Origin of the sequence: Amycolatopsis plumensis (assembly GCF_042652605.1) — a bacterium.
In the GTDB taxonomy this organism is placed as follows: Bacteria; Actinomycetota; Actinomycetes; order Mycobacteriales; family Pseudonocardiaceae; genus Amycolatopsis; species Amycolatopsis plumensis.
This window is the reverse complement of sequence record NZ_JBHSJY010000001.1, coordinates 7309952-7333466: the sequence shown is the minus strand read 5'-3', so window position 1 is coordinate 7333466 and position 23515 is coordinate 7309952. Positions and strand designations below refer to the sequence as shown.

Sequence of the window (23515 nt, the reverse complement as noted above, 5' to 3'; positions counted from 1 at the left end):
GGCCGTCAGGCGCCCTTGAGGCAGCGGCTGCTCTCCCGGACCACCAGCTCGGCCTCGACCGTGCCCCACGCCGGGACCGCGATACCGTCGATGCGCGCCGCCAGGGTGGCCAGGGTCCGGCGGCCCGCGGCCAGGTAGTCCTGGCGGACCGTCGTCAGCGGGGGCGCGAAGTAGGCCGCCTCGGGGACGTCGTCGAAGCCGACGACATGGGCGTCGCGGGGAACGCGCATGCCCGCCTCCGCGAACGCCGCGACCAGTCCGAGTGCCATGTGGTCGTTCGCCGAGAAGACCGCGCCCACGCCGGACTCGATCGCCAGTGACTGGCCGGCGCGGAACCCCGAGCGGGCGGACCAGTCGCCGCGGACCACCGGGGGGACCTCGGCTCCGTGGCGTTCGAGCGTCTCGCGCCAGCCGCGCTCGCGGGCGCGGGCCACCGGCCCTTCCTCCGGCCCGCCGAGGTGCCAGACCGTCGGATGCCCGAGTTCCAGGAGGTGTTCGGTGGCTTGGCGCGCCCCGGCGTACTGGTCGGTCGAGGCCGCGGGCACCAGCGGGATGCCGGCGACCGGGGCCAGCTCGGCGAGCAGGTGCCCGTCGAGCACCACGATCCCGGCCACGCCCTGCAGCTGCAGCCCGGCCACCGCGGCCAGCACGGCCGCCCCGCTCCGGCCCGACACGCTGAAGACGCTGAGCACGTACTCCTGCTCGCGGGCGGCCACCCGCAGGCCGTGCAACACCGGCCCGGACGCCGACGCCCCGGTCGCGATCACCCCGAGCGTGCCCCGCCGCCGGAGGGGCAGCGGGCCGTCGGGACCTGCGTCGTCCACGGGCATGGGTCGATGTTAGCGATCACACCACTAGACGTGAACTTTGTTCACCTTCCATAAATAACGAAACGGTAACACGCTGAACCGGCCCCCGCCGGGAGCCGTTCCCCCCATTGCCGGAACCAGTGACACCGGGCGGGTTCCCCCGATACCCGTGCCCCGGTGCTCGCTCCCCGGGTTCCGCGCGTCTCCAGCCCGGGCACGCAGGCTTTCTTCGGCGTGCCCGGAAAACCGAACGAGGTGAACATGGCCCGGAATACTTCCCGCACCCCCGCCACGGGCAGACATCGCATCACCCGCCGCACGAAGATCGCGACCGGTGGACTGGCCCTGGCGCTGGCCGTCGGCGGCATCGTCGTCGCGACCACCGCCGGCCGGACCGGTGAGGCCAGCGCCGACGAGGCCGACGCGTCGTTCTTCATCGACATCGCGAAGGTCCCCTCGGGCATCAACGTGAACAAGGCGCTCCAGCAGAAGGGCGCCCGCGGCACGTTCACCGTGGACTGCGGGCGCAACGAGAACCAGCACTTCAACCCGGACAACTTCATCGCCCAGCCCGGCATCAAGAACGGTGCCCAGCACTTGCACGATTACGTCGGCAACCTCTCCACCAACGCCGACTCGAACAACAAGAGCCTCGTCAAGGCCGGCACCACCTGCAAGAACGGCGACAAGTCCGCCTACTTCTGGCCGGTCGTCCGCATCGACACCGGCGACGCCGAAAAGAACCCGCCCGCCAAGCAGCCCGACCGCGCCGGCAGCGCCAAGGACAAGGCGAGCGCGCAGGTCGACTGCCCGGACGTCGCGAGCAAGCTGCCCGACGTCCCGGACCAGGCCATGGACGAGGTGAACCGCAACCTGGACCTGCTCGACCGGCAGATCGACGAGGCCAACAAGCGGATCGCGAACGGCGACCTGAAGACGCCGCAGGACATCCAGAACGCCGTCGTCGGCCCGCTCAAGGACAAGCGCGCCTCGACCATCGACCGGATCGCCATCGCGATCGGCCGCCGGGCCGCGAAGCCGACCAACCTCGGCGGGCTCGCGCAGTGCGCGCTCAAGCAGAACGGCAAGGGTGGCCTGGACAACGGCGGCCAGAACAGCAATGGCCAGCCGGCGGAACTGCCCGGCGTCAACGACAAGAACGAGGTCGGCGACAACGACGGCGAGATCCAGCGCGTCCAGTCGGCGACGATCACGTTCACCAGCGGCGGCGCGAGCAAGGTCGTCGCGATGCCGCAGTTCCTCCGGATCCTGTACGGCGACGCCAAGCAGAGCACCAACGGCCCGGCCAACGCCCGGCCCAGCTGGACCTGCACCGGCTTCGAGGACCGGCTCACCGACCACTACCCGATCTGCCCGCAGAACAGCAAGGTCGAGCGCATCCACGCCTTCCCGAACTGCTGGGACGGCAAGAACATCGACAGCGCCAACCACCGCACGCACATCGTGTTCGCCGACCAGCAGGGCAAGTGCCCGAAGGGCTTCCAGAACGTGCCGCAGCTGGTGATCAAGCTGGTCTACAACATCCCGCACGACATCCAGGTCAAGGGCCAGTACAAAGTGGACGCCTTCGCCCAGGAGAAGCACAACCCGCGCTCGGACCACGACGACTTCGCCAACGTCATGGGCCAGCGCCTGATGAACCAGGTCGTCAACTGCATCAACACCGGCAAACGCTGCAACCAGTAGCCGCCCCGAACGCAGTGAATGACTCATTCCTGGCGTCTGACGCCAGGAATGAGTCATTCACTGCACTGCCGGCCCCGCGTCAGGAAGCCGCGCGGCGCTTGGTCCAGATGTCGTAGGCCACGGCCGCCAGCAGCACCACGCCCTTGACCAGCATGACCCGCTCGCTCGGGGCGCCGATCAGGGACATGCCGTTGTTGATCACCGCCATGATCAGGCCGCCGGTGATCGCGCCGACCACCTTGCCGACGCCGCCCTGGACGGCCGCGCCGCCGATGAACGCCGCCGCGATCGCGTCGAGCTCGAAGTTGACGCCCGCCGTCGGGCCCGCCTGGTTGAGCCGGCCGGCGAAGATGATGCCCGCCAGCGCCGCCAGGACGCCCATGTTGACGAAGATCCAGAACGTCACCTGCTTGACCTTGACGCCCGAGAGCGTCGCGGCCTGCAGGTTGCCGCCCACGGCGTAGATGTGGCGGCCGAACACCGACTTGCCGGCCACCAGCGAGTAGCCGAGCACCAGCGCCACCAGCAGGATGAGCACCCACGGCAGGTTCTTGAACCGGGCCAGCTGCACCACCAGCGCGAGCACCAGCACCGCGATGCCGACCAGCTTCAGCACGAACACCGGGAACGGGTCGACGTCCTGGCCGTAGCCGAGCCGGCCCATCCTCTTGCGCCACTGGGTGAACACGATCCCGGCCACCGCGGCGACGCCGGCGAGCAGCGACACCAGGTCGGCGCCGCCCAGCGGGCCGAGGCCGATGTTGCCCAGGTAGCCGTCGGTGAAACCGTTCGACAGCGTGCGGACCGCGTCCGGGAACGGGCCGATGCCCTGGTTGCCCAGGACCGTCAGGGTCAGCGCCCGGAACGCCAGCATGCCGGCCAGCGTCACGATGAACGCCGGGATGCCGAAGTAGGCGACCCAGTAACCCTGCCACGCGCCGATCACCGCGCCGACCACCAGGGTGATCAGCACCGCGAGGAACCACGGCATGTGCGAATTCACCATCAGCACCGCCGACACCGCGCCGGTCATCGCGACCACCGACCCGGCGGACAGGTCGATGTGCCCTGAGATGATCACCAGGATCATCCCGATCGCGAGGATCAGCACGTAGCTGTTCTGCACGATGATGTTGGAGATGTTCTGCGGTTCCAGCAGCGCGCCACCGGTGAGCACCTCGAACAGCACCACGATCAGCGCGAACGCGACGTAGATGCCGCTCTGGCGCGGGTTGATCGAGATCCTCCGCTTGGAGCGCTCAACCGGGGGCACGGCGGGCCGCGCTTCGGTCGTGGTCATTCCCGTTCCTTAGTCATGTACTGCATCAGCAGTTCCTGGGTGGCTTCTTCGCGCCGGGCCTCGCCGGTGATCCGTCCCGCCGAGAGCGCGTAGATCCGGTCGCAGAGCCCGAGCAGCTCCGGCAGCTCGGAGGAGATGACCAGGACGGCCTTCCCCTGGGCGGCGAGGGCGTTGATGATCGTGTAGATCTCGAACTTCGCGCCCACGTCGATGCCGCGGGTCGGCTCGTCCAGGATCAGCACGTCCGGATCGGTGAAGATCCACTTGGCCAGCACGACCTTCTGCTGGTTGCCGCCGGAGAGCTTCCCGGTCACGCTCTGCACGCTCGGCGCCTTGATCCGCAGGTCACGGCGGTAGCGGTTGGCCGTGTCGTGCTCGGCGTGCTCGTTGACCCAGCCGCGTTTCGCCAGCTTGCCGAGCCCGGCCGCGGACACGTTGCGCTGGATGTCCTCGATCAGGTTGAGCCCGTAGCGCTTGCGGTCCTCGGTGGCGTAGGCGATGCCGTGGCGCACGGCGTCCTGCACCGAGCGGATCTCGATCTCCTCGCCGTGCTTGATGATCCGCCCGGAGATGTCCTTGCCCCACGACCGGCCGAACACGCTCATCGCGAGTTCGGTCCGGCCCGCGCCCATCAGCCCGGCCAGGCCGACGATCTCCCCGCGCCGCAGCGAAAGCGACGCGTGGTCGACGACGACCCGGCCGGCCTGGGTCGGGCTGTGCACGGTCCAGTCCTCGATCCGCAGCACCTCTTCGCCGATCTCCGGCTCCCGGGGCGGGAACCGGTGCTGCAGGTCGCGGCCGACCATTCCGGTGATGATGCGCTCTTCCGTCAGCCCCGCCGCGTCGAGCGTCTCGATCGTCTTGCCGTCACGCAGGATCGTGACGGTGTCGGCGATCGCCGTCACCTCGCCGAGCTTGTGCGAAATGATCACGCACGTGACACCCTCGTCCCGCAGCCCGCGCAGCAGCTCGAGCAGGTGGGCCGAGTCGTCGTCGTTGAGTGCCGCGGTGGGCTCGTCGAGGATGAGCAGCTTGACCTCTTTGGACAGTGCTTTCGCGATCTCGACCAGCTGCTGCTTGCCGACGCCGAGTTCCTGCACCGCCCGGGTGGGGTTTTCGGCGAGGCCGACGCGCTTGAGCAGCGCGCCGGCCTCGTGGTTGGTGCGGTTCCAGTCGATCCAGCCGCGCTTGGCCTGTTCGTTGCCGAGGAAGATGTTCTCCGCGATCGACAACTGGCCGCACAGCGCGAGTTCCTGGTGGATGATCACGATCCCGCGCCGTTCGCTGTCGCGCACCGACCCGAACTCGCACCGCTGCCCGTCGAAGGTGATCTCGCCGTCGTAGCTCCCGTGCGGGTAGACGCCCGAGAGCACCTTCATCAGGGTGGACTTCCCGGCGCCGTTCTCCCCGCAGATCGCGTGGATTTCCCCGCGGCGGACGGAAAGGTTGACGTCCGACAGCGCCTTGACCCCGGGGAAGGTCTTGGTGATCCCGCGCATGCCGAGCAGTTCGGTCATTTCAGCTGACCTGCCGTGTAGTAACCCGAGTCGACCAGTTCCTTCTGGTAGTTCGTCTTGTCCACGGTGACCGGCTGCAGCAGGTAGGACGGGACGACCTTCTTGCCGTTGTCGTAGTCCTTGGTGTTGTTGACCTCGGGCTTGCCGCCCTTGAGCACCGCGTCGGCCATCTTGACGGTGGTGTCGGCGAGCTTGCGGGTGTCCTTGAAGATCGTCGAGTACTGCTCACCGGCGATGATGGACTTGACCGAGGCGACCTCGGCGTCCTGCCCGGTGACGATCGGGTACGGCTGGCCGGCGGTGCCGTAGCCGTTGCTCTTCAGCGCCGACAGGATGCCGATGGACAGGCCGTCGTACGGCGAGAGCACGCCCTGGACCTTCGCGCCACCGGTGTAGGTCTTGGTGAGCAGGTCCTCCATGCGCTTCTGCGCGGTGGCCGGGTCCCAGCGCAGGATGGCCGCGCGGGCGAAGTCGGTCTGGCCGCTCTTGACGACCAGCTTGCCGCTGTCCATCAGGGGCTTGAGGACGGACATCGCGCCGTTGAAGAAGAAGGTGGCGTTGTTGTCGTCGGGGGAACCGGCGAACAGCTCGACGTTGAACGGACCGGCACCGTCACCCAGGCCCTTGACCAGCGAGTTCGCCTGCTCGACGCCGACCTTGAAGTTGTCGAAGGTGGCGTAGTAGTCGACGTTCGGCGAGTTGCGGATCAGCCGGTCGTAGGCGATGACCGGGATCTTCTTGTCGGCCGCCTCCTGCAGCTGGGTGGTGATGGCGGTGCCGTCGATCGAGGCGATGACCAGGAGCTTCGCGCCCTTGGTGATCTGGTTCTCGATCTGGTTCACCTGGGTGGGGATGTCGTTCTCGGCGTACTGGAGGTCGACCTTGTAGCCGAGCTTCTCCAGGGCGGCCTTGATGTTGTCGCCGTCGTGGATCCAGCGCTCCGACGACTTGGTCGGCATGGTGACGCCGACCAGGGCGCCCTCGGCGCCGGCACCGGGTGCGGCCGTCTGGTCCGCGGTCTTCTGGCTCGAACCGCACGCCGACAGCGTGAGCGCGAGCCCCGCGGCGGCGAGCGCCGCGATTCCTCTGGTGAACTTCATCGTTCCTTCTTCCTTTCTCAGAAGCCCTGAGCGAGCCGGTGGTACGCCTGGTTCCAGCGGATGCGGTCGGCGAAGTCGTGCGGGGTCGTGTCCTTGTCGATGACCAGCAGTTCGACGCCGAGCAGGTTCGCGAAGTCGCGAAGGGTTTCCGTGCCCACGGCCTGGGTGAGCACGGTGTGGTGCGGGCCGCCCGCGGTGATCCAGGACTCCGCGGACGTCGCCAGCGACGGCGCCGGCTCCCAGACCGCCCGCGCGACCGGCAGGTTCGGCAGCGGCTCGTCCGGGGCGACGACGTCGATCTCGTTCGCCACCAGCCGGAACCGGTCGCCCAGGTCGACCAGGCCGAGCACGACACCGAGGCCGGGCGCGGCGTCGAACACGAGCCGGACCGGGTCTTCCCGGTTGCCGATGCCCAGCGCGTGGATCTCGCAGGACGGCTTGGCGGCGGCGATGCTCGGGCAGACCTCGAGCATGTGCGCGCCGAGGATCTTCGGCTTGCCCGGCCCGAAGTGGTAGGTGTAGTCCTCCATGAACGACGTGCCGCGGTCGCGGCCCACGCTCATCGCCTTGACCGCGGCGAGCAGCGCCGAGGTCTTCCAGTCGCCCTCGCCGCCGAAGCCGTAGCCGTCGGCCATCAGGCGCTGCACCGCGAGGCCGGGCAGCTGCCGGAGCCCGCCGAGGTCCTCGAAGTTCGTGGTGAACGCGCCGAACCCGCCGTCGGTGAGGAACTTCCGCAGGCCGGCTTCGATGCGGGCGGCGTACTGCAGCGACTCGTGCCGCGCTCCCCCGGCCGCCAGCTCCGGCACAACGTTGTATTCCTCGGCGTACCGCCGCACCAGGGCATCGACGTCCGAAATCGCGTCGACCTGCTCGACCAGCTCGTTGACGCCGTAGGTGTTGACCGAGACACCGAACCGCAGCTCGGCCTCGACCTTGTCGCCTTCGGTGACGGCGACGTCGCGCATGTTGTCGCCGAACCGGGCCAGCCGCAGGTTGCGCAGGTGGTCGGCGCCGATCGCGGCCCGCGCCCACGCGTCGATCCGCGCGACCACGGCCGGGTCGGACACGTGCCCGGCCACGGTCTTGCGCGGCACGCCGAGGCGGGTCTGGATGAACCCGAACTCGCGGTCGCCGTGCGCGGCCTGGTTGAGGTTCATGAAGTCCATGTCGATGGTGGACCACGGGAGCGCCTCGTTGAGCTGCGTGTGCAGGTGCAGCAGCGGCTTGCGCAGCGCGTCGAGCCCGGTGATCCACATCTTCGCGGGCGAGAAGGTGTGCATCCACGCGATCACGCCGACGCAGGCGGCGTCGGCGTTGGCCTCCTGCAGCACCCGCCGGATCGACGCGGCCTCGGTCAGCACCGGCTTGCCGACGATCTCGGCGGGGAGCGCGCCGGAGGCCGACAGCAGCTGCTGGATGCGCAGCGACTGGCCGGCGACCTGCTCGAGGGTCTCCTCGCCGTAGAGGGCCTGGCTGCCGGTGAGGAACCAGAGCTGGGGTTTCGATGCCGAAGTCATCGTTCTCCTTGGGAAGATCAGTGCTGGCCGTAGACGTTCTGGTACCGGGCGTAAAGCCGGTCGACGTCTTCGGGCGGGAGGGGTTCGGGCGTGCCGAGCTCGAAGGCCTTGTGGACGGTGCGGGCCACGTCCTCGACCATCACCGCGGCCTTGACGGCGTCACGAGCGGTCCGGCCGACGGTGAACGGGCCGTGGTTGCGCATCAGCACCGCGGGCGACCGGCTGGAGCGAAGCGTTTCGACGATGCCGCGGCCGATGGAGTCGTCGCCGATCAGGGCGAACGGCCCGACCGGGATCTCCCCGCCGAACTCGTCGGCGATCATCGTCAGCACGCACGGGATCGGTTCGCCGCGGGCGGCCCACGCCGTGGCGTAGGTCGAGTGGGTGTGCACGACGCCGCCGATCTCCGGCATGTGCCGGTAGACGTAGGCGTGCGCGGCGGTGTCGGACGACGGCGCGAGGTCGCCTTCGACGAGCTCGCCGTGCAGGTCGGTGACCACCATCGTGTCCGCCGAGAGGTTGTCGTAGGACACCCCCGAGGGCTTGATGACCAGCAGGTCCCGGCCCGGGACCCGCGCCGAGACGTTGCCCGCGGTCCAGATGACAAGCTCGTTGCGGGTCAGCTCGCCGTGCAGCTTCGCGACCGTCTCCCGCAGTTCGGCGACGGTGTCGAGCACTTCACCGGTCAGCGACATCAGGACTGTCCTTTCGCGACGGCACGCTTGCGGGCGGCCAGCCGGTGCATGACATCGTTGCCGCCACGGCCGAAGTAGTCGTGCAGCTGCGTGTATTCGGCGTACAGCTCGTCGTAGGCGACGACGTGCGCGGGCACCGGCCGGTACACCGCGCGCTCGACCGAGCCCATCGCGGCGGCGGCCGTGCGGATGTCCGCGTGGGCCCCGGCGGCGACGGCCGCGTGGATGGCCGACCCGAGCGCGGGTCCCTGCGCCGAGCCGATCACCGACAGCGGGAGGTTGGTGACGTCGGCGTAGATCTGCATGAGCAGCGCGTTCTTCGTCAGTCCGCCCGCGATGATGAGTTCCGTGACCGGGACGCCGGCTTCGTTGAACGTCTCGATGATCTTCCGGGTGCCGAACGCGGTGGCCTCCAGCAGGGCCCGGTAGACGTCCTGGGCGCGGGTGCCGAGCGTCTGGCCGACGATCACGCCGGAGAGCTCGTGGTCCACCAGCACCGACCGGTTGCCGCTGTGCCAGTCCAGCGCGATCAGGCCGTGTTCGCCGATCTCCTGCTGCGCGGCGAGCCGGGTGAGCTCCTCGTGCGAGGCGTCGGCGAAGTGCTCGACGAACCAGCCGAAGATGTCACCGACACCGCTCTGGCCGGCTTCGTACCCCCAGAGCCCGGCCACGATGCCGCCCTCGACGACGCCGCACATGCCGGGGACCTCGCGCAGCTCGGCGCCGTTCATCACGTGGCAGGTCGAGGTGCCCATGATCGCCACCATCTGGCCGGGCTCGACGGCCTGGGCGGCGGGGGCGGTGACGTGCGCGTCGACGTTGCCGACGGCGACCGCGATGCCCTCGGGCAGCCCGGTCCAGGCCGCGGCCTCCGCGGTCAGCGAGCCCGCGCGGGAACCCAGCTGGCCCAGCGGGTGCTTCAGCTTGTCGGTCACGAAGGACTCGAACCCGGGGGCGAGCTCGCGGAGGAAGTCGCGGCTCGGGTACTGGCCGTCCTGCAGGATGCCCTTGTAGCCGGCGGTGCAGGCGTTGCGCACGTAGCTGCCGGTGAGCTGCCAGACGATCCAGTCGGCCGCCTCCACCCAGTGCCGCATCGCGGCGTAGACGTCCGGGGCCTCTTCGAAGATCTCGAGGGCCTTGGCGAACTCCCACTCCGAAGAGATCAGGCCGCCGTAACGCGGGAGCCACTTCTCGCCTCGGGTGCGGGCCAGCTCGTTGATCCGCACAGCCTGCGGCTGCGCGGAGTGGTGCTTCCAGAGCTTCACGTACGCGTGCGGGTTGCCTTCGAACTCGGGCAGTTCGCACAGCGGCGTCCCGTCCGCGGTCGTCGGCACCATCGTGCACGCGGTGAAGTCGGTGGCGATCCCGACGACGTCCGCCGCGTCGACGCCGGCGTCCCGCAGCGCCGCCGGTACGGCGTTGCGGAGCACTCCTACGTAGTCCGCCGGGACCTGCAGCGCCCATTCCGGCGGCAGCGCGCGGCCCGTGGCGGGCAGCGTCTCGTCGAGCACCCCGTGCGGGTACTCGAAGACGCCGGAACCGAGTTCGGCCCCGTCGGCCACGCGCACGACCACCGCGCGGCCGGACAGGGTGCCGAAGTCGACGCCGACGGTGAGTGGTTCTCCCACGGTGTCTTCCCTCCTGGTTGGTGACCGGGACGCGGCGCGGGCGGCGGTGAACGCGCCGCGTCCCGGGGTCTTAGCGGCCGGTGAGGACCAGCGTCGTCACCGAGTTGGCCGGCAACGTCAGCTTCGACGTCGCGGCCAGCCCGGTGATCTCCCTGGTCTGCGGCACGATGGCGGTCGGCGCGGCGAGGCTGTTGCGCCCCGCCGGATCGCCGGTGAGCGTGGTGAGCGTGCCGGTGCCGTCCACGGCGGTGACGCCGGTGAGCGACAGCCGGGTGGTCTGCACCTGCGAAGTCGGGTTGACGAGTTTGACCGTGAAGGTCTTCCTTCCGCTCTTCGTGGTCACGTTGACCACCTGCTTGAGGGGGCTGCCCTGGTTGAGGCGGCTGGTGACGATCTGCTTGCCGAGGGTGCTGGAGAACATCTGCTGCACCCAGTACGACGGTGAGGCGTAGCTCGTCCCGGCGTCGAAGCCGATCAGGTTGACCGGCCAGTTGGACTGGTTCTCCTGCACCAGCACCGGCGCGTACATCGAGCCGATGACGACGTCGCTGTTGCGTTCGAGCCCGGTGAGGAACGCGGCCTCGCCGATGGCGGCGGCCAAGGTGCCGGTGGGCCGGCCGTCCTGGGCGCCGTACTCGCCGACGAGGATGTCCGGGCCGCTGCGGTCGGCGGTGTCGTAGCGGGTCGAGTTGTCGGTGAACCACTGCGGCGACTGGTAGTAGTGGTCGTCCGCGGCGTCCGGCCGGATGCCCGGCGTGGTCGACGCGGCCCCGCCCTGCAGGCCACCCGTGGTGGCGATGACGGTCAGCTGCGGGTACTTCGCCTTGATGGCGTTGTACATGTCCGTGTAGCGCCAGGCGTAGCTGCCCGAGCCGTCGAACCAGTCCTCGTTGCCGACCTCGACGTAGTGCAGGTCGAACGGCGCCGGGTGGCCGTCGGCGATCCGCTTGGCGCCCCACGTGGTCGAGCTGTCGCCGATGGCGTACTCGATCTCGTCGAGGGCTTCCTGGACGTAGGCCGGGTAGTCGGCCTGGTCGACGTGCTGGCCGTTGAGGGTGTAGCCGGCGAACAACGCCAGCAGCGGCTGGGCGCCGATGTCCTCGGACAGCTTCAGGTAGTCGAGGATGCCGAAGCCGTCGGTGGACCAGTAGCCCCACGCGGTGTTCTGGTGGCCGGGCCGCTGTTCCAGCGGGCCGATGGTGTTCTTCCACGCGAACCGGGTGTCGAGGGTGTTGCCCTCGAGGTAGTTGCCGCCGGGGACGCGGAACAGGCCGAGCTTCATCGCCGCGAGCTTCTGCCCGAGGTCGGCGCGGACGCCGTTGGGCCGGTTCTTGAAGGTCGGCGGGAACAGCGAGACCTGCTGGAACCAGGCGTCGCCGCTCAGCGCCTTCTTGCCCTTGTTGACCAGGGAAACGACGATCCGGTTGTCGGTGGACGGCGTGATCGTCGACGGCGTGGTGAAGCTGAACGCCTGCTGCGTCCACGCGGGCCCGACCGGCTGGAGGTCCTTGCTCGCCAGCACCGTGCCGTCCGGCTTCTCCAGGCTGACCCGGACCCCGCCGGTCCACGTTCCCTTGGCGAAGAGGCTGCCGGTGTACTTGGTCGACGGCCTCGCCGCGACGCCGTAGAAGCCGACGTTCGCCGCGGCAACCCGGCCGGCGGCCGGGACCGTGTCGGCGTGCAGGTTCAGCGAGCGGTCGAGGGCGGTGTTGAGCGGGTTCGCGGTGTCGACCGAGTAGGTGCCGGTCGCCCCGGCCGAGGTGAGCAGCGACCAGTACGGCACCGGCGTGTCGCCCGCGCCGCTGCCGGGCTGGTAGCCCTCCTTGAACGTGCGGTTGCGGACGAGCTCGGCGTACAGCCCGCCTTCGACCGAGTGGCTGATGTCCTCGAGGATCGAGCCGTAAGTGGTCGGCCGGGTGTTGGCCCGGACGACGTTGGCGTCGACGGCCAGCTGGTTGGCCCCGGCCAGGGTGCCGATCTGCGCGGCGGTCAGCGGGAAGCGGCGCAGCTCGACCTCGTCGACGGCCCCGGTGAACCCGGCGCCGACGGTGAACGGCGCCGCCGCGGTGCCCGAGGCCGGGCAGGCGGAGACGTCCAGGGTCGTGCCGGTGGGCGTCCCGCACGAGCTGGTGACCGCGGCGGCATCGCCGTCGGCGTAGACGGTGAGCCGCTGGGCGGCGCGGTCCAGGACGAGGGCGGCGTGGTGCCAGTTGCCGTCGGCGAGCCCGCCGCCGTTGGTGGTCACCTGGATGGTGCCGACGCGGGCGGTGAGCTTGCCGCCGGTGACGCCGAGCCCGTAGCCGTCGCCGTGGTCCACCAGGGTGCCCGACGCGGTGGTGCGGAACCAGGCGGCCAGGGACAGCGAGCCGGTGCCGGCGTCGAACGCGGGCGAGCTGCCCATATCCACAGTGGACTTGCCGTCGAGCTGGACGGCCCGGCCGGCCGCTCCCGCGGTCCAGGTCGCGCCCTTCAGCGTGCCGTCGGCCGCGTTCGCCGAGGCGTCCCGGGCGAGGATGCCGGCGCCTTCGTCGAAGTGCCACGAGCCGCTCGCGGACAGCGCGGCGACGGCGGCGGCAGTCAGCGGCGTCGGGTACGCGCGGACGTCGTCGATGCCACCGTCGAACCAGTCGGCGGCAGCGCCGGCCCACTTGCCGCGGCCGATCTCCAGGTGCCCGCCCGCGGTCCACGGCGTGGTGAACGGGACGCTCTGCTGCAGAGTTCCGTTGACGTACAGGGAAAGCGTGCCGGCCGCCCGGTTGTAGACGCCGACGATGTGCTGCCACTGGCCGGCCTGCGCGGGCAGCGTCGACACGGCCGAGGACGAAGCCGAATCCCCGTCGGCCGCGCGGCGGGTGAAGGCGAAGCGGCCGTCGCTGGCCCGCTGGAGGTAGAAGCCGCTGATCGACGAACCGTCGACGCTCACGGCGGTCCGGAAGCCGCCGGCCGCGGTGGGCTTCACCCACGCCGACACCGAGAAGCTCTGCGCCGTGTCCACGACCGGACCCGGGACGTCGACCGCGGCGTCGGTGCCGTTCAGCGCGACGCCGTGCGGGCCGACGACGCCGTCACCCCAGGTGGCACCGCCGGTCAAGGTGGCGGTGCGCGCGTCGAGGGAGTCGTCCGCGGTGGTGGTGCCGGTGCCCTCGTCGAGGCCCCAGTGCCCGGCGATGGCCAGGCGGGCGGCCGCGGCCGCGGTCAGGGTGCCCGAGTAGGCGCGAACGTCGTCGATCGTGCCGTCGACGAAGTCCACCGGGTTGCCGCCGTATTTGCCGCGGCCGATGACCAAGTGCCCGGTACCCGCCCAGGCAGTCGGTGCGGCGACGGTGGTCTGGCGGGTGCCGTCGACGTAGAGCGACAGCGTCGACGTGCTCGCGTCGTACACGCCGGTCAGCTGGTACCACTGACCCGCGACGGGGTCGAAGTTCGCGCCCGCCACGACGCCGTCGGTCGGGGCGTCCCCGGCCAGCCGGGTGAAGGCGAACCGGCGCGAGTCGTCGCGGAACTGCAGGAAGAAGTTGCTCACCTGGGCGCCGTCGACACTGACGAACGTCTGGTAGCCCGACGTCTTGTCGAGCTTCACCCAGCTGCTCACCGAGAAGCTCTTGGTCGTGTCCAGCACGGGCGCACCCGCGTCGGCGAACCCCCTGGACCCGTCGGTGGTCAGGGCGCCACCCCGGATACCCGGGCCCCAGCCGGCCCCCTCGGACAGGGTCGCCGGGTGGCTGCCCGCGGTGTCGGCGGCGGTCGTCCCGCTGCCGTCGTCGAACGTCCAGTGCCCCGCGAGCGCCGGATCGGCGTCGGCCGAGGCGGCCGGCGCCGCCACGACGGGGACGGCGGAGCACAGCGCCAAAGCGGCGAGCACGGCCATGGGCCGCCGCAGTCTGCGGAGCATGACTCTCCCTTGAGTGTGAGCGCTCACAGGTCGGGTGCGACGATGGAACTTTCCCAGGGAAAGTTCCATCGTCGCGCTAGCGGGTGCGTCGGGTGACGAGGCGTTGCAGGACGATGAAGACGAACAGCAGGGCCCCCGTGATGATCGAGGTCCACCAGGAGTTGAGGGTGCCGTCGAAGGTGATCAGGGTCTGGATGATGCCCAGCACCATGATCCCCAGCACGGTCCCCAGCACGTAGCCGGAGCCGCCGGTGAGGATGGTGCCGCCGATGACGACCGCGGCGATCGCCGTCAGCTCGAGGCCGACGCCGTTGAGCGGGTCGCCCGAGGACTTGTACAGGACCAGGAGGATCCCGCCGAGCGCCGAGCAGACCCCGCTGATCGTGTACACCGCGATCTTGGTGCGGCCGGTCTTGAGTCCCATCAGCATCGCGGACTGCGCGTTGCCGCCGATCGAGTAGACCGTGCGGCCGAACCGGGTGAAGGCCAGGACGTAGGCCGCGGCCGCGACGACCACCAGGGCGACCACCACGCTGATCGAGATGTGCAGCTCGCCACCGAGCGGGATCTGCGTCTGGGCCAGGGTGGCGATCGTCGAGTTGTCGATCGAGTAGGCCTCGGTGGTGATCGTGTAGCAGAGGCCGCGGGCGAAGAACATCCCGATCAGCGTCGCGATGAACGGCTGGATCTCGAAGAAGTGGATCAGCGCGCCCATCCCGGCACCCAGCGCCGCGCCGACCACCAGGACCACGGCGATGGCCGCGTACGCCGGCCAGCCGTGCTTCTGCATCAGGTCGCCGGAGATCACCGTGGACAGCGCGACCACCGACCCGACGGACAGGTCGATGCCGCCGGTGAGGATCACGAACGTCATCCCGACCGCGACCACGAGCAGGAAGGCGTTGTTGATGAACAGGTCGAGGATGACCTGCCCGGACCCGAAGGCCTCGTACTGGACCGCACCGAACACGTACGCGGCGATCAACAGCGCCAGCGTCGCGAGGATCGGCACGTGCCGCTGCTGCGGCCGGTAGCCCTTCACGCGGGCGAGCGTGGTCATGCGGTGACCTCCACCTTCTCCGGAGCGGGCGTGGGCGCCGGGGTGACCGGGCGGGCGCCCTGGCGCCGCCGGAACCTGCGGCGGAACGCGGGCGACTGCAGCAGGCACACCACCAGCACGACGATCGCCTTGAAGAGCATGATCGACTCCGGCGGGATGCCGAGGGCGTAGACGGTGGTGGTCAGCGTCTGGATGAGCAGCGCGCCGATCACCGCGCCGCCGAGGGAGAACCGGCCGCCGGTCAGCTGGGTGCCGCCGACGACGACCGCGAGGATCGCGTCGAGCTCGATGAACAGGCCGGCGTGGTTGGCGTCGGCGCTGTGCACGTTCGCGCTGATCATCAGCCCGGCGACGCCCGCGCACAGCGCGCAGAAGACGTAGACGAGCCAGGTGAGCCGCGCCGAGCGCAGCCCGGCCAGGCGGCTGGCTTCGGGGTTGCCGCCGACGGCCTCGACGAGCAGGCCGAGCGCGGAGCGGCGGACGAGCACCGACGCGAGCACGAACACCGCCAGCGCGACGAGGATCGCGCTGGGCAGGGTGAACAGGAACCCGCTGCCGATCCACTCGAACGAGTGGGAGTTGACGGTGATGATCTGGCCACCGCTGATCAGCTGCGCGATGCCCCGGCCGGCGACCATGAGGATCAGCGTGGCGATGATCGGCTGGATGCCCAGCGCCGCGACGAGCCAGCCGTTCCAGACCCCGAGCACCAGCGAGAGGCCGAGCGCCAGGCCGAAGGCGACCAGCGTGGTGCCGGTGCCGTCGGGGTGGTCGCTGATCCACAGGCAGGCGAGCGAGCCGCTGATCGCCACCACCGCGCCGACCGAGAGGTCGATGCCGCGGGTGGCGATCACCAGCGTCATGCCGATCGCGATGAGGATCAGCGGGGCGCCGTTCTTCAGGATGTCGACGAGGTTCCCGTAGAGGTGCCCGTCGCGAAATTCGATCTTGAAGAACGACGGGCTCGCGATCAGGTCGCCCAGCAGCAGCACCAGCAGGGCCACCACGGGCCAGAAGAGCCGGTGTTTGGTCATGGCTTTCACGCCTGCACCCCCTCGGCCATCGTGGCCATGATGTCGTCCGCGGTGAGCGCCTGGTTTTCCCGCTCCGCCACGACCTTCCGGTCCCGCAGTACCACGACGCGGTGGCTCAGCCGCAGGACTTCTTCGAGTTCGGCGGAGATGAACACGACGGCCATGCCGTCGCCCGAGAGCTGGGTGACCAGCCGCTGGATCTCCGTCTTGGCGCCGATGTCGATGCCGCGCGTGGGCTCGTCAAGGATCAGCAGCCGCGGTTCGGTGATGAGCCAGCGGGCCAGCAGGACCTTCTGCTGGTTGCCGCCGGAGAGGTTGCCCACCAGCGCTTCGGGGTTGGCGGGCCGGATGTCGAGGGCCTTGATGTACTTCTCGGCGATTTCGTCCTGGCGGCGGCGCGACAGCGGCCGCGCCCAGCCGCGGGAGGCCTGCAGCGCCAGCACGATGTTCTCGCGGACGGTCAGTTCCTCGACCAGGCCTTCGGCCTTGCGGTTCTCCGAAAGGAACGCGATCTTGTGGTCGAGCCCGGCTCGCGGGGTGCGCAGCGCGGCGGGTTCGCCGTCGACCTTCAGCGAGCCGCTGTCGGCGTGGTCGGCGCCGAAGAGCAGCCGGGCGAGCTCGGTGCGGCCGGAGCCGAGGAGGCCGGCCAGCCCGACGACCTCGCCGGCGTGGATGGTGAAGTCGAAGGGTTCGACGCCGCCCTTGCGGCCGAGGCCTTCGGCGGCCAGCAGCACGGGCGCGCCGGCGACCTCGGCCCGGCTGGGGCCGGAGTCCTCCAGGTCCTCGAGGACCTGGAGCTCCTTGCCGATCATCCTGGTGACCAGCTCGACCGGCGTGATGTCGGCCGTCCGGTATTCACCGATGAGTTTTCCGTTGCGCAGCACAGTCATCCGGTCGGCGATGGCGAAGACCTGGTCGATGAAGTGGGACACGAACAGGATCGCCATGCCGCTTTCGCGCAGGGACCGGACGACCTTCAGCAGCTGTTCGACCTCGCCGGCGTCCAAACTGGACGTCGGTTCGTCGAGGACGAGCACCCGCGCGTCGACGTCGAGCGCGCGGGCGATCGCGACCAGCTGCTGCACCGCGATGGAACAGGTGGACAGCTCGGCCGAGACGTCCACGTGGACGTCCAGCCGGGCCAGCAGCTCCTCGGCCCGCTTCCGCATCGGGCCCCACTGGATGCGGCCGAGGCGGCGGGGTTCGCGGCCGAGGCAGACGTTCTCGGCCACGGACAGGTTCGGGCAGAGGTTGACTTCCTGGTAGACCGTGCTGATGCCGGCCTGCTGGGCCTCGCCGGGCCCGCTGAAGGCGACGTCGTCGCCGCCCAGTTCGATCGTGCCCGCGTCCACCCCGTACACCCCGGTGAGCACCTTGATGAGGGTGGACTTGCCGGCGCCGTTCTCGCCCATCAGGGCGTGGACTTCGCCGGGGTACATCCGGAAGTCGACCCCGTCCAGGGCGAGGACGCCGGGGAACTCCTTGCGGATACCGCTCATCCGCACCATGGGCTGCGGTTCAGGCATTTGCTGTGCTCCGGAGTGGACGCGGGGGTCGTGAGTGGTAAGGCGGGTTAGAACCCGCCTTACCACTCACGACCCGCAGGCGGTCAGTACTGGCGCTGCGGCAGGGCGGCCTTGGCGGAGGCCTGGTCGAACTCGGTCTCCTGGGTTTCGATGCGGGCGGGCACCTGCTCGCCGGCGGCGACCTTCTTCACCAGGTCCATCAGCTGCGGGCCGAGCAGCGGGTTGCACTCGACGACGTGGTTGATCTTGCCGTCGGCCAGCGCCGTCAGCGCGTCCTTGACGCCGTCGACCGAGACGATCTTGATGTCCTTGCCCGGGACCTTGCCCGCGGCTTCGATGGCCTCGATGGCGCCGAGGGCCATGTCGTCGTTGTGGGCGTAGAGGACGTCGATCTTGGGCTGGGACTTCAGGAAGGCCTCCATGACCTCCTTGCCCTTGGCGCGGGTGAACTCACCGGTCTGCGAGGCGACGATCTTGTACTTCGGGTCCGCGGCGATGACGTCCGCGAAGCCCTTCTTGCGGTCGTTCGCCGGGGCCGAGCCGGTGGTGCCCTGCAGCTCGACGATGTTCACGTCGCCGGTGGCGCTGCCGAACTCCTTGGTCAGCCACTCCCCCGCCTTCTTGCCCTCGGCGACGAAGTCGGAGCCGAGGAAGGTCTTGTAGAGGGACTTGTCCGGCGAGTCGATCGCGCGGTCGGTCAGGATGACCGGGATGTTGGCCGTCTTGGCTTCCTTCAGGACGGTGTCCCAGCCGGACTCGACGACCGGCGAGAAGGCGATGACCTTGACCTTCTGCTGGATGTACGAGCGGATCGCGGAGATCTGGTTCTCCTGCTTCTGCTGCGCGTCGGAGAACTTCAGCTCGATCCCGGCGGTCTTCGCCGACTCCTGGATCGACTTCGTGTTCGCCGTCCGCCAGCCGCTCTCGGCGCCCACCTGGGCGAAGCCGAGCGTGATGGCCCCGCCCGAACCGCCGGACGAACCGCCACTCCCGCAGGCGGTGAGCAGCACGAGTCCGGCCGCCGCGGCCGCCGCGGCGGCCCATCGCTTCTTCAGCACGTTCACTCCTCGATCGACGATGATCTGTGGGAAACCTGTGTGGGGACTATCGGGTGAAGACGTCTTGCCTGTTAGCGCTAACAATCCCTCGGGAACCACCGGTCCCCGCCGGCCGCGGCGCTAGCGCGGTCCGGTGCTCTCGCGCACGATCAACTCGGGGACGACCAGGGCGCGCGCGTGCCGGTCGCCTCCGTCCATCCGCCCGGCCAGCAGGCCGAACGTACGCCGTCCGACTTCGATGAAGTCCTGGCGCACCGTCGTCAGCGGCGGCGTGAAGTACGCCGCCTCGGGGACGTCGTCGAAGCCCGCCACGCGCACGTCCCGCGGCACCGAGATACCCGCTTCGGCGAACGCGCGCAGCAGGCCCAGTGCCATCTGGTCGTTGCCGGCGAAGACGGCGTCCAGATCCTTTTCCTTGGCGAGGGATCGCCCCGCCTCGTAGCCGGAACGCGAGCTCCAGTCGCCGCGGATCACCCGCGGGGCCCCGACGCCGTGGCGTTCCAGGGTTTCCCGCCAGCCGAGTTCGCGGTCGCGGGCCTCCAGCCAGTCCTCCGGCCCGGCGATGTGCCACACCGTGCGGTGGCCCAGCGCCAGGAGGTGTTCGGTGGCGCGGCGGGCGCCGTCGCGCTGGTCGACGGAGATGACCGGCACCGGTGCCGCCTCCCCGCCGCCGACCGCGACGACCGGGAAGTCCGCGGGCGCGGCTTCCAGGGCCCGGCCCGCGCTGACGTGCGGGGCGATCACGATGACACCCTCGACCGCCTGGCGGCGCAGGTTCTCCACCGCGTCGGCGATCGACGACCGGCCGGGACGGCTGACGCTCGAGATCGTGATCGCGTACCCGGCTTCCCGGGCGGCGTTCTCGATGCCGTACAGCGTGCTGGCCGGACCGTACAGATTGGACTCGAGCGCGACGACGCCGAGCGTGCCGGTGCGGCCGGTGACCAGCGCGCGGGCGGCGGAATTGGGCCGGTAGCCCAGTTCTTCGATCGCCGCGAGCACCCGGGCCCGGGTTTCGGGGCGCACCGGGCCGGTCCCGTTGATCACCCGGGACACGGTCATGTGGGACACGCCCGCCACGCCCGCGACGTCGGTCAGGCTCGGCTGCCGGGTCCCGGTGGCAGTCGCCTTGACGGGTCCGCCGGAGCGGGGTCGTTCGGCCACCGGCGTCCCCTTCCGTGCGCTCCGACATGGTCTGCGTCACCTGTCCGGTGACGACGAGGAGTTAGTGTTAGCGATAACACCCACGGGGTCAACCCCGGCTCGCGTAACGGTCTAGTCACGTGCCCTTCACATGGCCTCGACGACGAATTCGACGGCGCGACCTGCGCGGAGCGTCGTTTGAAATTCACCGCCCGTCAGCTCGGCCCGGTGTTCAACGGCATGTTCGCGGGTCCTGCGGGGCGTCTACCACACGCTGCCGGCGGCCCCGGCTCCCGGGGTCAGAACGCCACCGTGGCGGCGACGGGGAGGTGATCGCTGCCGGTCGCCGGCAACGTCCAGGCCGCCACCGTTCGCACCCCCGACACGAAGACCTGGTCGATCCGGGCCAGTGGCAGCCCGGCGGGCCAGGTGAAGCCGAAACCGTCGCCGGCTTCGTCCTGTGCGCTCTGCAGCCGCGTGGTGATCGGCGCGAGCGCGCGGTCGTCGGCGGTGCCGTTGAAATCGCCGACGAGCACCGTCCGCGGCGCGGATTCCGCGGCGACGGCGTCGGCGAGCAGGTTCATGGCCTCGTCCCGGCCGACCGCGGTGAACCCCGCGTCGAGGCGCACGCGCACCGAAGGCAAGTGCGCCACGAACACCGCCACGGGCCCCTTCGGAGTGTCCACTGTGGTCCGCAGCGCGCGGGTCCACGGCATGATCGCCACCGGTCGCGTGTCCCGCAGCGGAAAGGTGCTCCAGACCCCGACGGTCCCCTGCACGGAGTGGTGCGGGTACGCCGCGGCGAGGGCGTCCTCGTACTTCGGGATCTCGGACTTCTTCAGCTCCTCGAGCGCGATCACCTGGGCACCCGCGGCGGCGAGGGCGCGCGCGGTGCCCGCCGGGTCCGGGTTCTCGTCGTTCACGTTGTGCGACACGACCGTCAGGTCCCCGCCGTGCTCGCGCTTGTCGAACAGCCTGCCCCCGAAGAACCCGCCCCAGACCAGCGCCGGCAGCAGGAGGGAGACGAGGGCGAGCGCCGAGCGCCGGACCAGCGCCGCGGCCAGCAGCGGCACGACGAGCAGGCCGGTCCAGGGCAGGAAGGTCTCCAGGAGGCTGCCCGCGTTGCCCACCTGGTTGGGCACCAGCGGGTGCGCGAGCAGCAGCAGCGCCGTCAGGACGGCGAACGCGGCGAGGACGCGGCCCCGCCGCCACGTCCAGGCCCGGCGAGCCGGGGCGGCCGGACGCTCGGTGGTCGCGGTCATCGCGTGGCCGCCGGCAGCTCGCGCTGGATCGCGGCGATGAGCTTTTCGCTGGTGTCGAGGGCCGCGCGCAGCCCGGCGGCCGGGGTCCCGCCCGGGCTCTGGTGCAGGACGACGCCGAGGATCAACGCCCCGTTGCCGGCTCGCGCGGCCCACATCAGGGCACCTCCGGCGGCGGTCGACGAGCCGGTCTTCAGCCCGATCACCCCGTTGCGGCCGAGCAGGGTGTTCGTGTTGACGACCGGGCCCGGCACGCCGTCGATCCGCAGGCTCGGGGTGGCGACGATCGCGCGGATCACCGGGTTCCGCATCACTTCGCGGGCCAGCCGGACCTGGTCGCCGGCGGTGCTCGTGGTCGAGTCCTCGACGCCGCTGGCACCGGTGTAGGTGGTGCTGGTCATGCCGAGCGCCGCGGCCTCGCGGTTCATCTTCGCGACGAAGGCCTCCTGGCTGCCGGCGTCCCACCGGGCGAGCAGGCGGGCGACGTTGTTCCCGGACGGGACGAGCATCAGGGCGAGCAGGTCGCGTTCGCTGAACCGGCGTCCGGCGCGGACCGGCGCGCTCGACTCCTCGGCCGAGGCCGACTCGGCTTCGGCCTGCTCGTCGACGGTGATCTCCGGCCCGGCTTCATCGGGCCCGAGGGGGTGGTCCTTGAGCACGACGTAGGCCGTGATGACCTTCGTGACGCTGGCGATCGGGACCGGCCCCCGCTCACCGCGGCTGCCGAGCGAGCCGAGGTTCTGCACCTCGGCGCTGGACTGCCCTTCGGCGGGCCACGGTAGCGGGAGGTCGACGTCCGGCCGGCCGGCGAGGGCACGCCCGGCGATCTCGGGCGGGAAGACGACCCAGCACGCGGCGGCGAGCACGACGGCCACCGCGGCGGCGATCCCCGCGGTGACGGGCGGGATGCGGGTGGGGGCCATCGGTCTCCTCCGGGTGCGGGGCGCGCTCGGGGCAGCGCACTCCCGTCACTTTGTCCGGAGAAGATCGCGGGTTCGTCGGGGCTGTTCGACAGGTCTGAACCAGAAATGTCCCGATTTCGTACCAGCGCCGAAGAAACTTTCCCCTCCGCCCGGCCGGCTTTCGGTGTTCACATGCGTGATCGATGTTCATCCTGTTGACTCTCCCTGGACCGCTGCCCTATAAAGGAAAAGTCCGGGTGTCCGCCGCAACACCTCCGCAGTCGCTTTCCGGAGGCCATCGGTGTCCACTCGAAAGTCGCCCTTCTGCGCCGTTTTCCTCGTCACCGCAAGCATTTCCGCCACGCTCACGCTGCCCGCGCAGGCCGGCGCGGCCGACGTCGTCGTCGCCACGGCCACCCAGCTCCAGGCCGCCCTGGCGAGCGCCGTCCCGGGGCAGGCGATCCGGCTCGCCGCCGGCACCTACCACGGCTCCTTCGTCATCACGAAACCCGGCACCGCGGCCGAGCCGATCACCCTGTCCGGCCCGGCGGACGCCGTCCTGATCAACGACGGTCCCGCCGGCGACGCCCCCGACTGCCCGGCGCCGACCGCAGGCTGGGATTCCGGTTACGGCCTGTGGCTCGCCAACGCGCCCTACTGGACTCTGCGCGGTTTCACCGTGCGGGAGTCCAAAAAGGGCATCGTCGCGGACAACTCCCCGCACACCACCATCGACGGCGTCACCGTCCACCACATCGACGAGGAGGCCGTGCACTTCCGCCGCTCATCGGCCGACAGCGTGCTGAAGAACTCCTCGATCAGCTACACCGGCCAGGTCCAGCCCGGCTACGGCGAAGGCGTCTACCTCGGCTCGGCCGGCTCGAACTGGGGCTGCCACGGCAACTCCGGCGGCGCCGACCGCAGCGACCGGATCCAGGTGCTGGACAACCACCTCGGCCCGTTCATCGCCGCCGAGCCGATCGACGTCAAGGAAGGCACGGCGGCCGGATACATCGGTGGCAACACCTTCGACGGCCGCGGCATCTCCGGCCAGAACTCGGCGGACTCCTGGGTCGACGTCAAGGGCACCGGCTACACGATCGAAGGCAACACCGGCGCCTTCGCCTCGCCCGGCACGTTCGCCAACGGCTACGAGACGCACAACCCGAGCACGAGCCCGTCGTTCGACAACGGCTGCGGCAACGTCTGGCGCGGCAACAAGTCCGACCTCGGCGACGTCGGCGCCTATGCGATCAAGATCAGCTCCGTCTCGAAGTGCCAGGCCGACCCCAACGTCGTGTCCGCGTCGAACACCGTCACGAACGCCCGGTCGGGCCTGACGAACATCCCCGTCACGCCGTGAGCGGC

Annotated in this window: 17 protein-coding genes; 2 read left to right on the top strand and 15 right to left on the bottom strand. The window is 70.1% G+C overall.

All coding sequences use genetic code 11. The annotated features are described in order from the left end of the window. Positions 1–5: 5 nt before the first annotated feature. Complete coding sequence (locus ACFPLC_RS35515; protein ID WP_378204252.1) at positions 6–830, bottom strand: substrate-binding domain-containing protein; 825 nt, start codon at positions 828–830, stop codon at positions 6–8. A 240-nt stretch (positions 831–1070) separates the two neighbouring features. Between ACFPLC_RS35515 and ACFPLC_RS35510 the strand changes: the two genes are divergently transcribed. Then, complete coding sequence (locus ACFPLC_RS35510; RefSeq protein ID WP_378204249.1) at positions 1071–2516, top strand: DUF1996 domain-containing protein; 1446 nt, start codon at positions 1071–1073, stop codon at positions 2514–2516. A gap of 79 nt (positions 2517–2595) precedes the next feature. Here the strand turns inward: ACFPLC_RS35510 and mmsB are convergent, their stop codons facing one another. From mmsB to ACFPLC_RS35440, 14 genes are all read right to left on the bottom strand, one after another. Next, positions 2596–3816 carry a multiple monosaccharide ABC transporter permease gene (mmsB, locus tag ACFPLC_RS35505; protein WP_378204246.1) on the bottom strand — a complete coding sequence of 407 codons (1221 nt, stop codon included), beginning with the start codon at positions 3814–3816 and terminating at the stop codon, positions 2596–2598. Then, positions 3813–5333, bottom strand: coding sequence for a multiple monosaccharide ABC transporter ATP-binding protein (gene mmsA, locus ACFPLC_RS35500; protein ID WP_378204243.1), 1521 nt, complete (start codon positions 5331–5333; stop codon positions 3813–3815). The genes mmsB and mmsA overlap by 4 nt, the downstream gene beginning before the upstream one ends. Continuing rightward, the gene (chvE, locus tag ACFPLC_RS35495) at positions 5330–6433 is read right to left on the bottom strand and encodes a multiple monosaccharide ABC transporter substrate-binding protein (RefSeq protein ID WP_378204240.1); all 1104 of its coding nucleotides are present in this window, start codon (positions 6431–6433) and stop codon (positions 5330–5332) included. Before chvE ends, mmsA begins: the two co-directional genes overlap by 4 nt. 17 nt (positions 6434–6450) lie before the next feature. Next, entirely contained in the window at positions 6451–7950 is a 1500-nt protein-coding gene (gene araA / locus ACFPLC_RS35490; RefSeq protein ID WP_378204237.1) for an L-arabinose isomerase, read from the bottom strand. A 17-nt stretch (positions 7951–7967) separates the two neighbouring features. Then, positions 7968–8645 carry an L-ribulose-5-phosphate 4-epimerase gene (locus ACFPLC_RS35485; protein ID WP_191309303.1) on the bottom strand — a complete coding sequence of 226 codons (678 nt, stop codon included), beginning with the start codon at positions 8643–8645 and terminating at the stop codon, positions 7968–7970. Next, positions 8645–10273 carry a ribulokinase gene (araB, locus tag ACFPLC_RS35480; protein ID WP_378204234.1) on the bottom strand — a complete coding sequence of 543 codons (1629 nt, stop codon included), beginning with the start codon at positions 10271–10273 and terminating at the stop codon, positions 8645–8647. Before araB ends, ACFPLC_RS35485 begins: the two co-directional genes overlap by 1 nt. Positions 10274–10343: 70 nt before the next feature. Next, positions 10344–14165 carry a LamG-like jellyroll fold domain-containing protein gene (locus ACFPLC_RS35475; RefSeq protein ID WP_378204231.1) on the bottom strand — a complete coding sequence of 1274 codons (3822 nt, stop codon included), beginning with the start codon at positions 14163–14165 and terminating at the stop codon, positions 10344–10346. A gap of 76 nt (positions 14166–14241) precedes the next feature. Then, a complete protein-coding gene (gene yjfF, locus ACFPLC_RS35470) occupies positions 14242–15225 on the bottom strand; it encodes a galactofuranose ABC transporter, permease protein YjfF (protein ID WP_378204228.1) in 984 nt (327 codons plus the stop codon). Next, on the bottom strand, positions 15222–16259 hold the full coding sequence (locus ACFPLC_RS35465; protein WP_378204349.1) for an ABC transporter permease: 1038 nt from the start codon (positions 16257–16259) through the stop codon (positions 15222–15224). The genes yjfF and ACFPLC_RS35465 overlap by 4 nt, the downstream gene beginning before the upstream one ends. Before the next feature lie 5 nt (positions 16260–16264). Beyond that, positions 16265–17767 (bottom strand): sugar ABC transporter ATP-binding protein, encoded by a 1503-nt coding sequence (locus tag ACFPLC_RS35460; protein ID WP_378204346.1) that lies wholly within the window; start codon positions 17765–17767, stop codon positions 16265–16267. Positions 17768–17868: 101 nt separating this feature from the next. Beyond that, positions 17869–18849 (bottom strand): ABC transporter substrate-binding protein, encoded by a 981-nt coding sequence (locus ACFPLC_RS35455; protein WP_378204225.1) that lies wholly within the window; start codon positions 18847–18849, stop codon positions 17869–17871. 114 nt (positions 18850–18963) lie between these two features. After that, positions 18964–20007 (bottom strand): LacI family DNA-binding transcriptional regulator, encoded by a 1044-nt coding sequence (locus tag ACFPLC_RS35450; protein WP_191309293.1) that lies wholly within the window; start codon positions 20005–20007, stop codon positions 18964–18966. 278 nt (positions 20008–20285) lie between these two features. After that, positions 20286–21248 (bottom strand): endonuclease/exonuclease/phosphatase family protein, encoded by a 963-nt coding sequence (locus ACFPLC_RS35445; RefSeq protein ID WP_378204221.1) that lies wholly within the window; start codon positions 21246–21248, stop codon positions 20286–20288. Continuing rightward, positions 21245–22168: a D-alanyl-D-alanine carboxypeptidase family protein gene (locus ACFPLC_RS35440; RefSeq protein WP_378204218.1), complete on the bottom strand. Its 924-nt coding sequence runs from the start codon at positions 22166–22168 to the stop codon at positions 21245–21247. Before ACFPLC_RS35440 ends, ACFPLC_RS35445 begins: the two co-directional genes overlap by 4 nt. Before the next feature lie 280 nt (positions 22169–22448). Between ACFPLC_RS35440 and ACFPLC_RS35435 the strand changes: the two genes are divergently transcribed. After that, complete coding sequence (locus ACFPLC_RS35435) at positions 22449–23510, top strand: right-handed parallel beta-helix repeat-containing protein (protein WP_378204215.1); 1062 nt, start codon at positions 22449–22451, stop codon at positions 23508–23510. The last annotated feature ends 5 nt before the right edge of the window (positions 23511–23515 follow it).

What these genes read in the sequence shown, in the direction of transcription:
- ACFPLC_RS35515 (WP_378204252.1), bottom strand. Translation starts at nt 830, where the DNA reads ATGCCCGTGGACGACGCAGGTCCCGACGGCCCGCTGCCCCTCCGGCGG.
- ACFPLC_RS35510 (WP_378204249.1), top strand. Translation starts at nt 1,071, where the DNA reads ATGGCCCGGAATACTTCCCGCACCCCCGCCACGGGCAGACATCGCATC.
- mmsB (WP_378204246.1), bottom strand. Translation starts at nt 3,816, where the DNA reads ATGACCACGACCGAAGCGCGGCCCGCCGTGCCCCCGGTTGAGCGCTCC.
- mmsA (WP_378204243.1), bottom strand. Translation starts at nt 5,333, where the DNA reads ATGACCGAACTGCTCGGCATGCGCGGGATCACCAAGACCTTCCCCGGG.
- chvE (WP_378204240.1), bottom strand. Translation starts at nt 6,433, where the DNA reads ATGAAGTTCACCAGAGGAATCGCGGCGCTCGCCGCCGCGGGGCTCGCG.
- araA (WP_378204237.1), bottom strand. Translation starts at nt 7,950, where the DNA reads ATGACTTCGGCATCGAAACCCCAGCTCTGGTTCCTCACCGGCAGCCAG.
- ACFPLC_RS35485 (WP_191309303.1), bottom strand. Translation starts at nt 8,645, where the DNA reads ATGTCGCTGACCGGTGAAGTGCTCGACACCGTCGCCGAACTGCGGGAG.
- ACFPLC_RS35475 (WP_378204231.1), bottom strand. Translation starts at nt 14,165, where the DNA reads ATGCTCCGCAGACTGCGGCGGCCCATGGCCGTGCTCGCCGCTTTGGCG.
- yjfF (WP_378204228.1), bottom strand. Translation starts at nt 15,225, where the DNA reads ATGACCACGCTCGCCCGCGTGAAGGGCTACCGGCCGCAGCAGCGGCAC.
- ACFPLC_RS35465 (WP_378204349.1), bottom strand. Translation starts at nt 16,259, where the DNA reads ATGACCAAACACCGGCTCTTCTGGCCCGTGGTGGCCCTGCTGGTGCTG.
- ACFPLC_RS35460 (WP_378204346.1), bottom strand. Translation starts at nt 17,767, where the DNA reads ATGGTGCGGATGAGCGGTATCCGCAAGGAGTTCCCCGGCGTCCTCGCC.
- ACFPLC_RS35445 (WP_378204221.1), bottom strand. Translation starts at nt 21,248, where the DNA reads ATGACCGCGACCACCGAGCGTCCGGCCGCCCCGGCTCGCCGGGCCTGG.
- ACFPLC_RS35440 (WP_378204218.1), bottom strand. Translation starts at nt 22,168, where the DNA reads ATGGCCCCCACCCGCATCCCGCCCGTCACCGCGGGGATCGCCGCCGCG.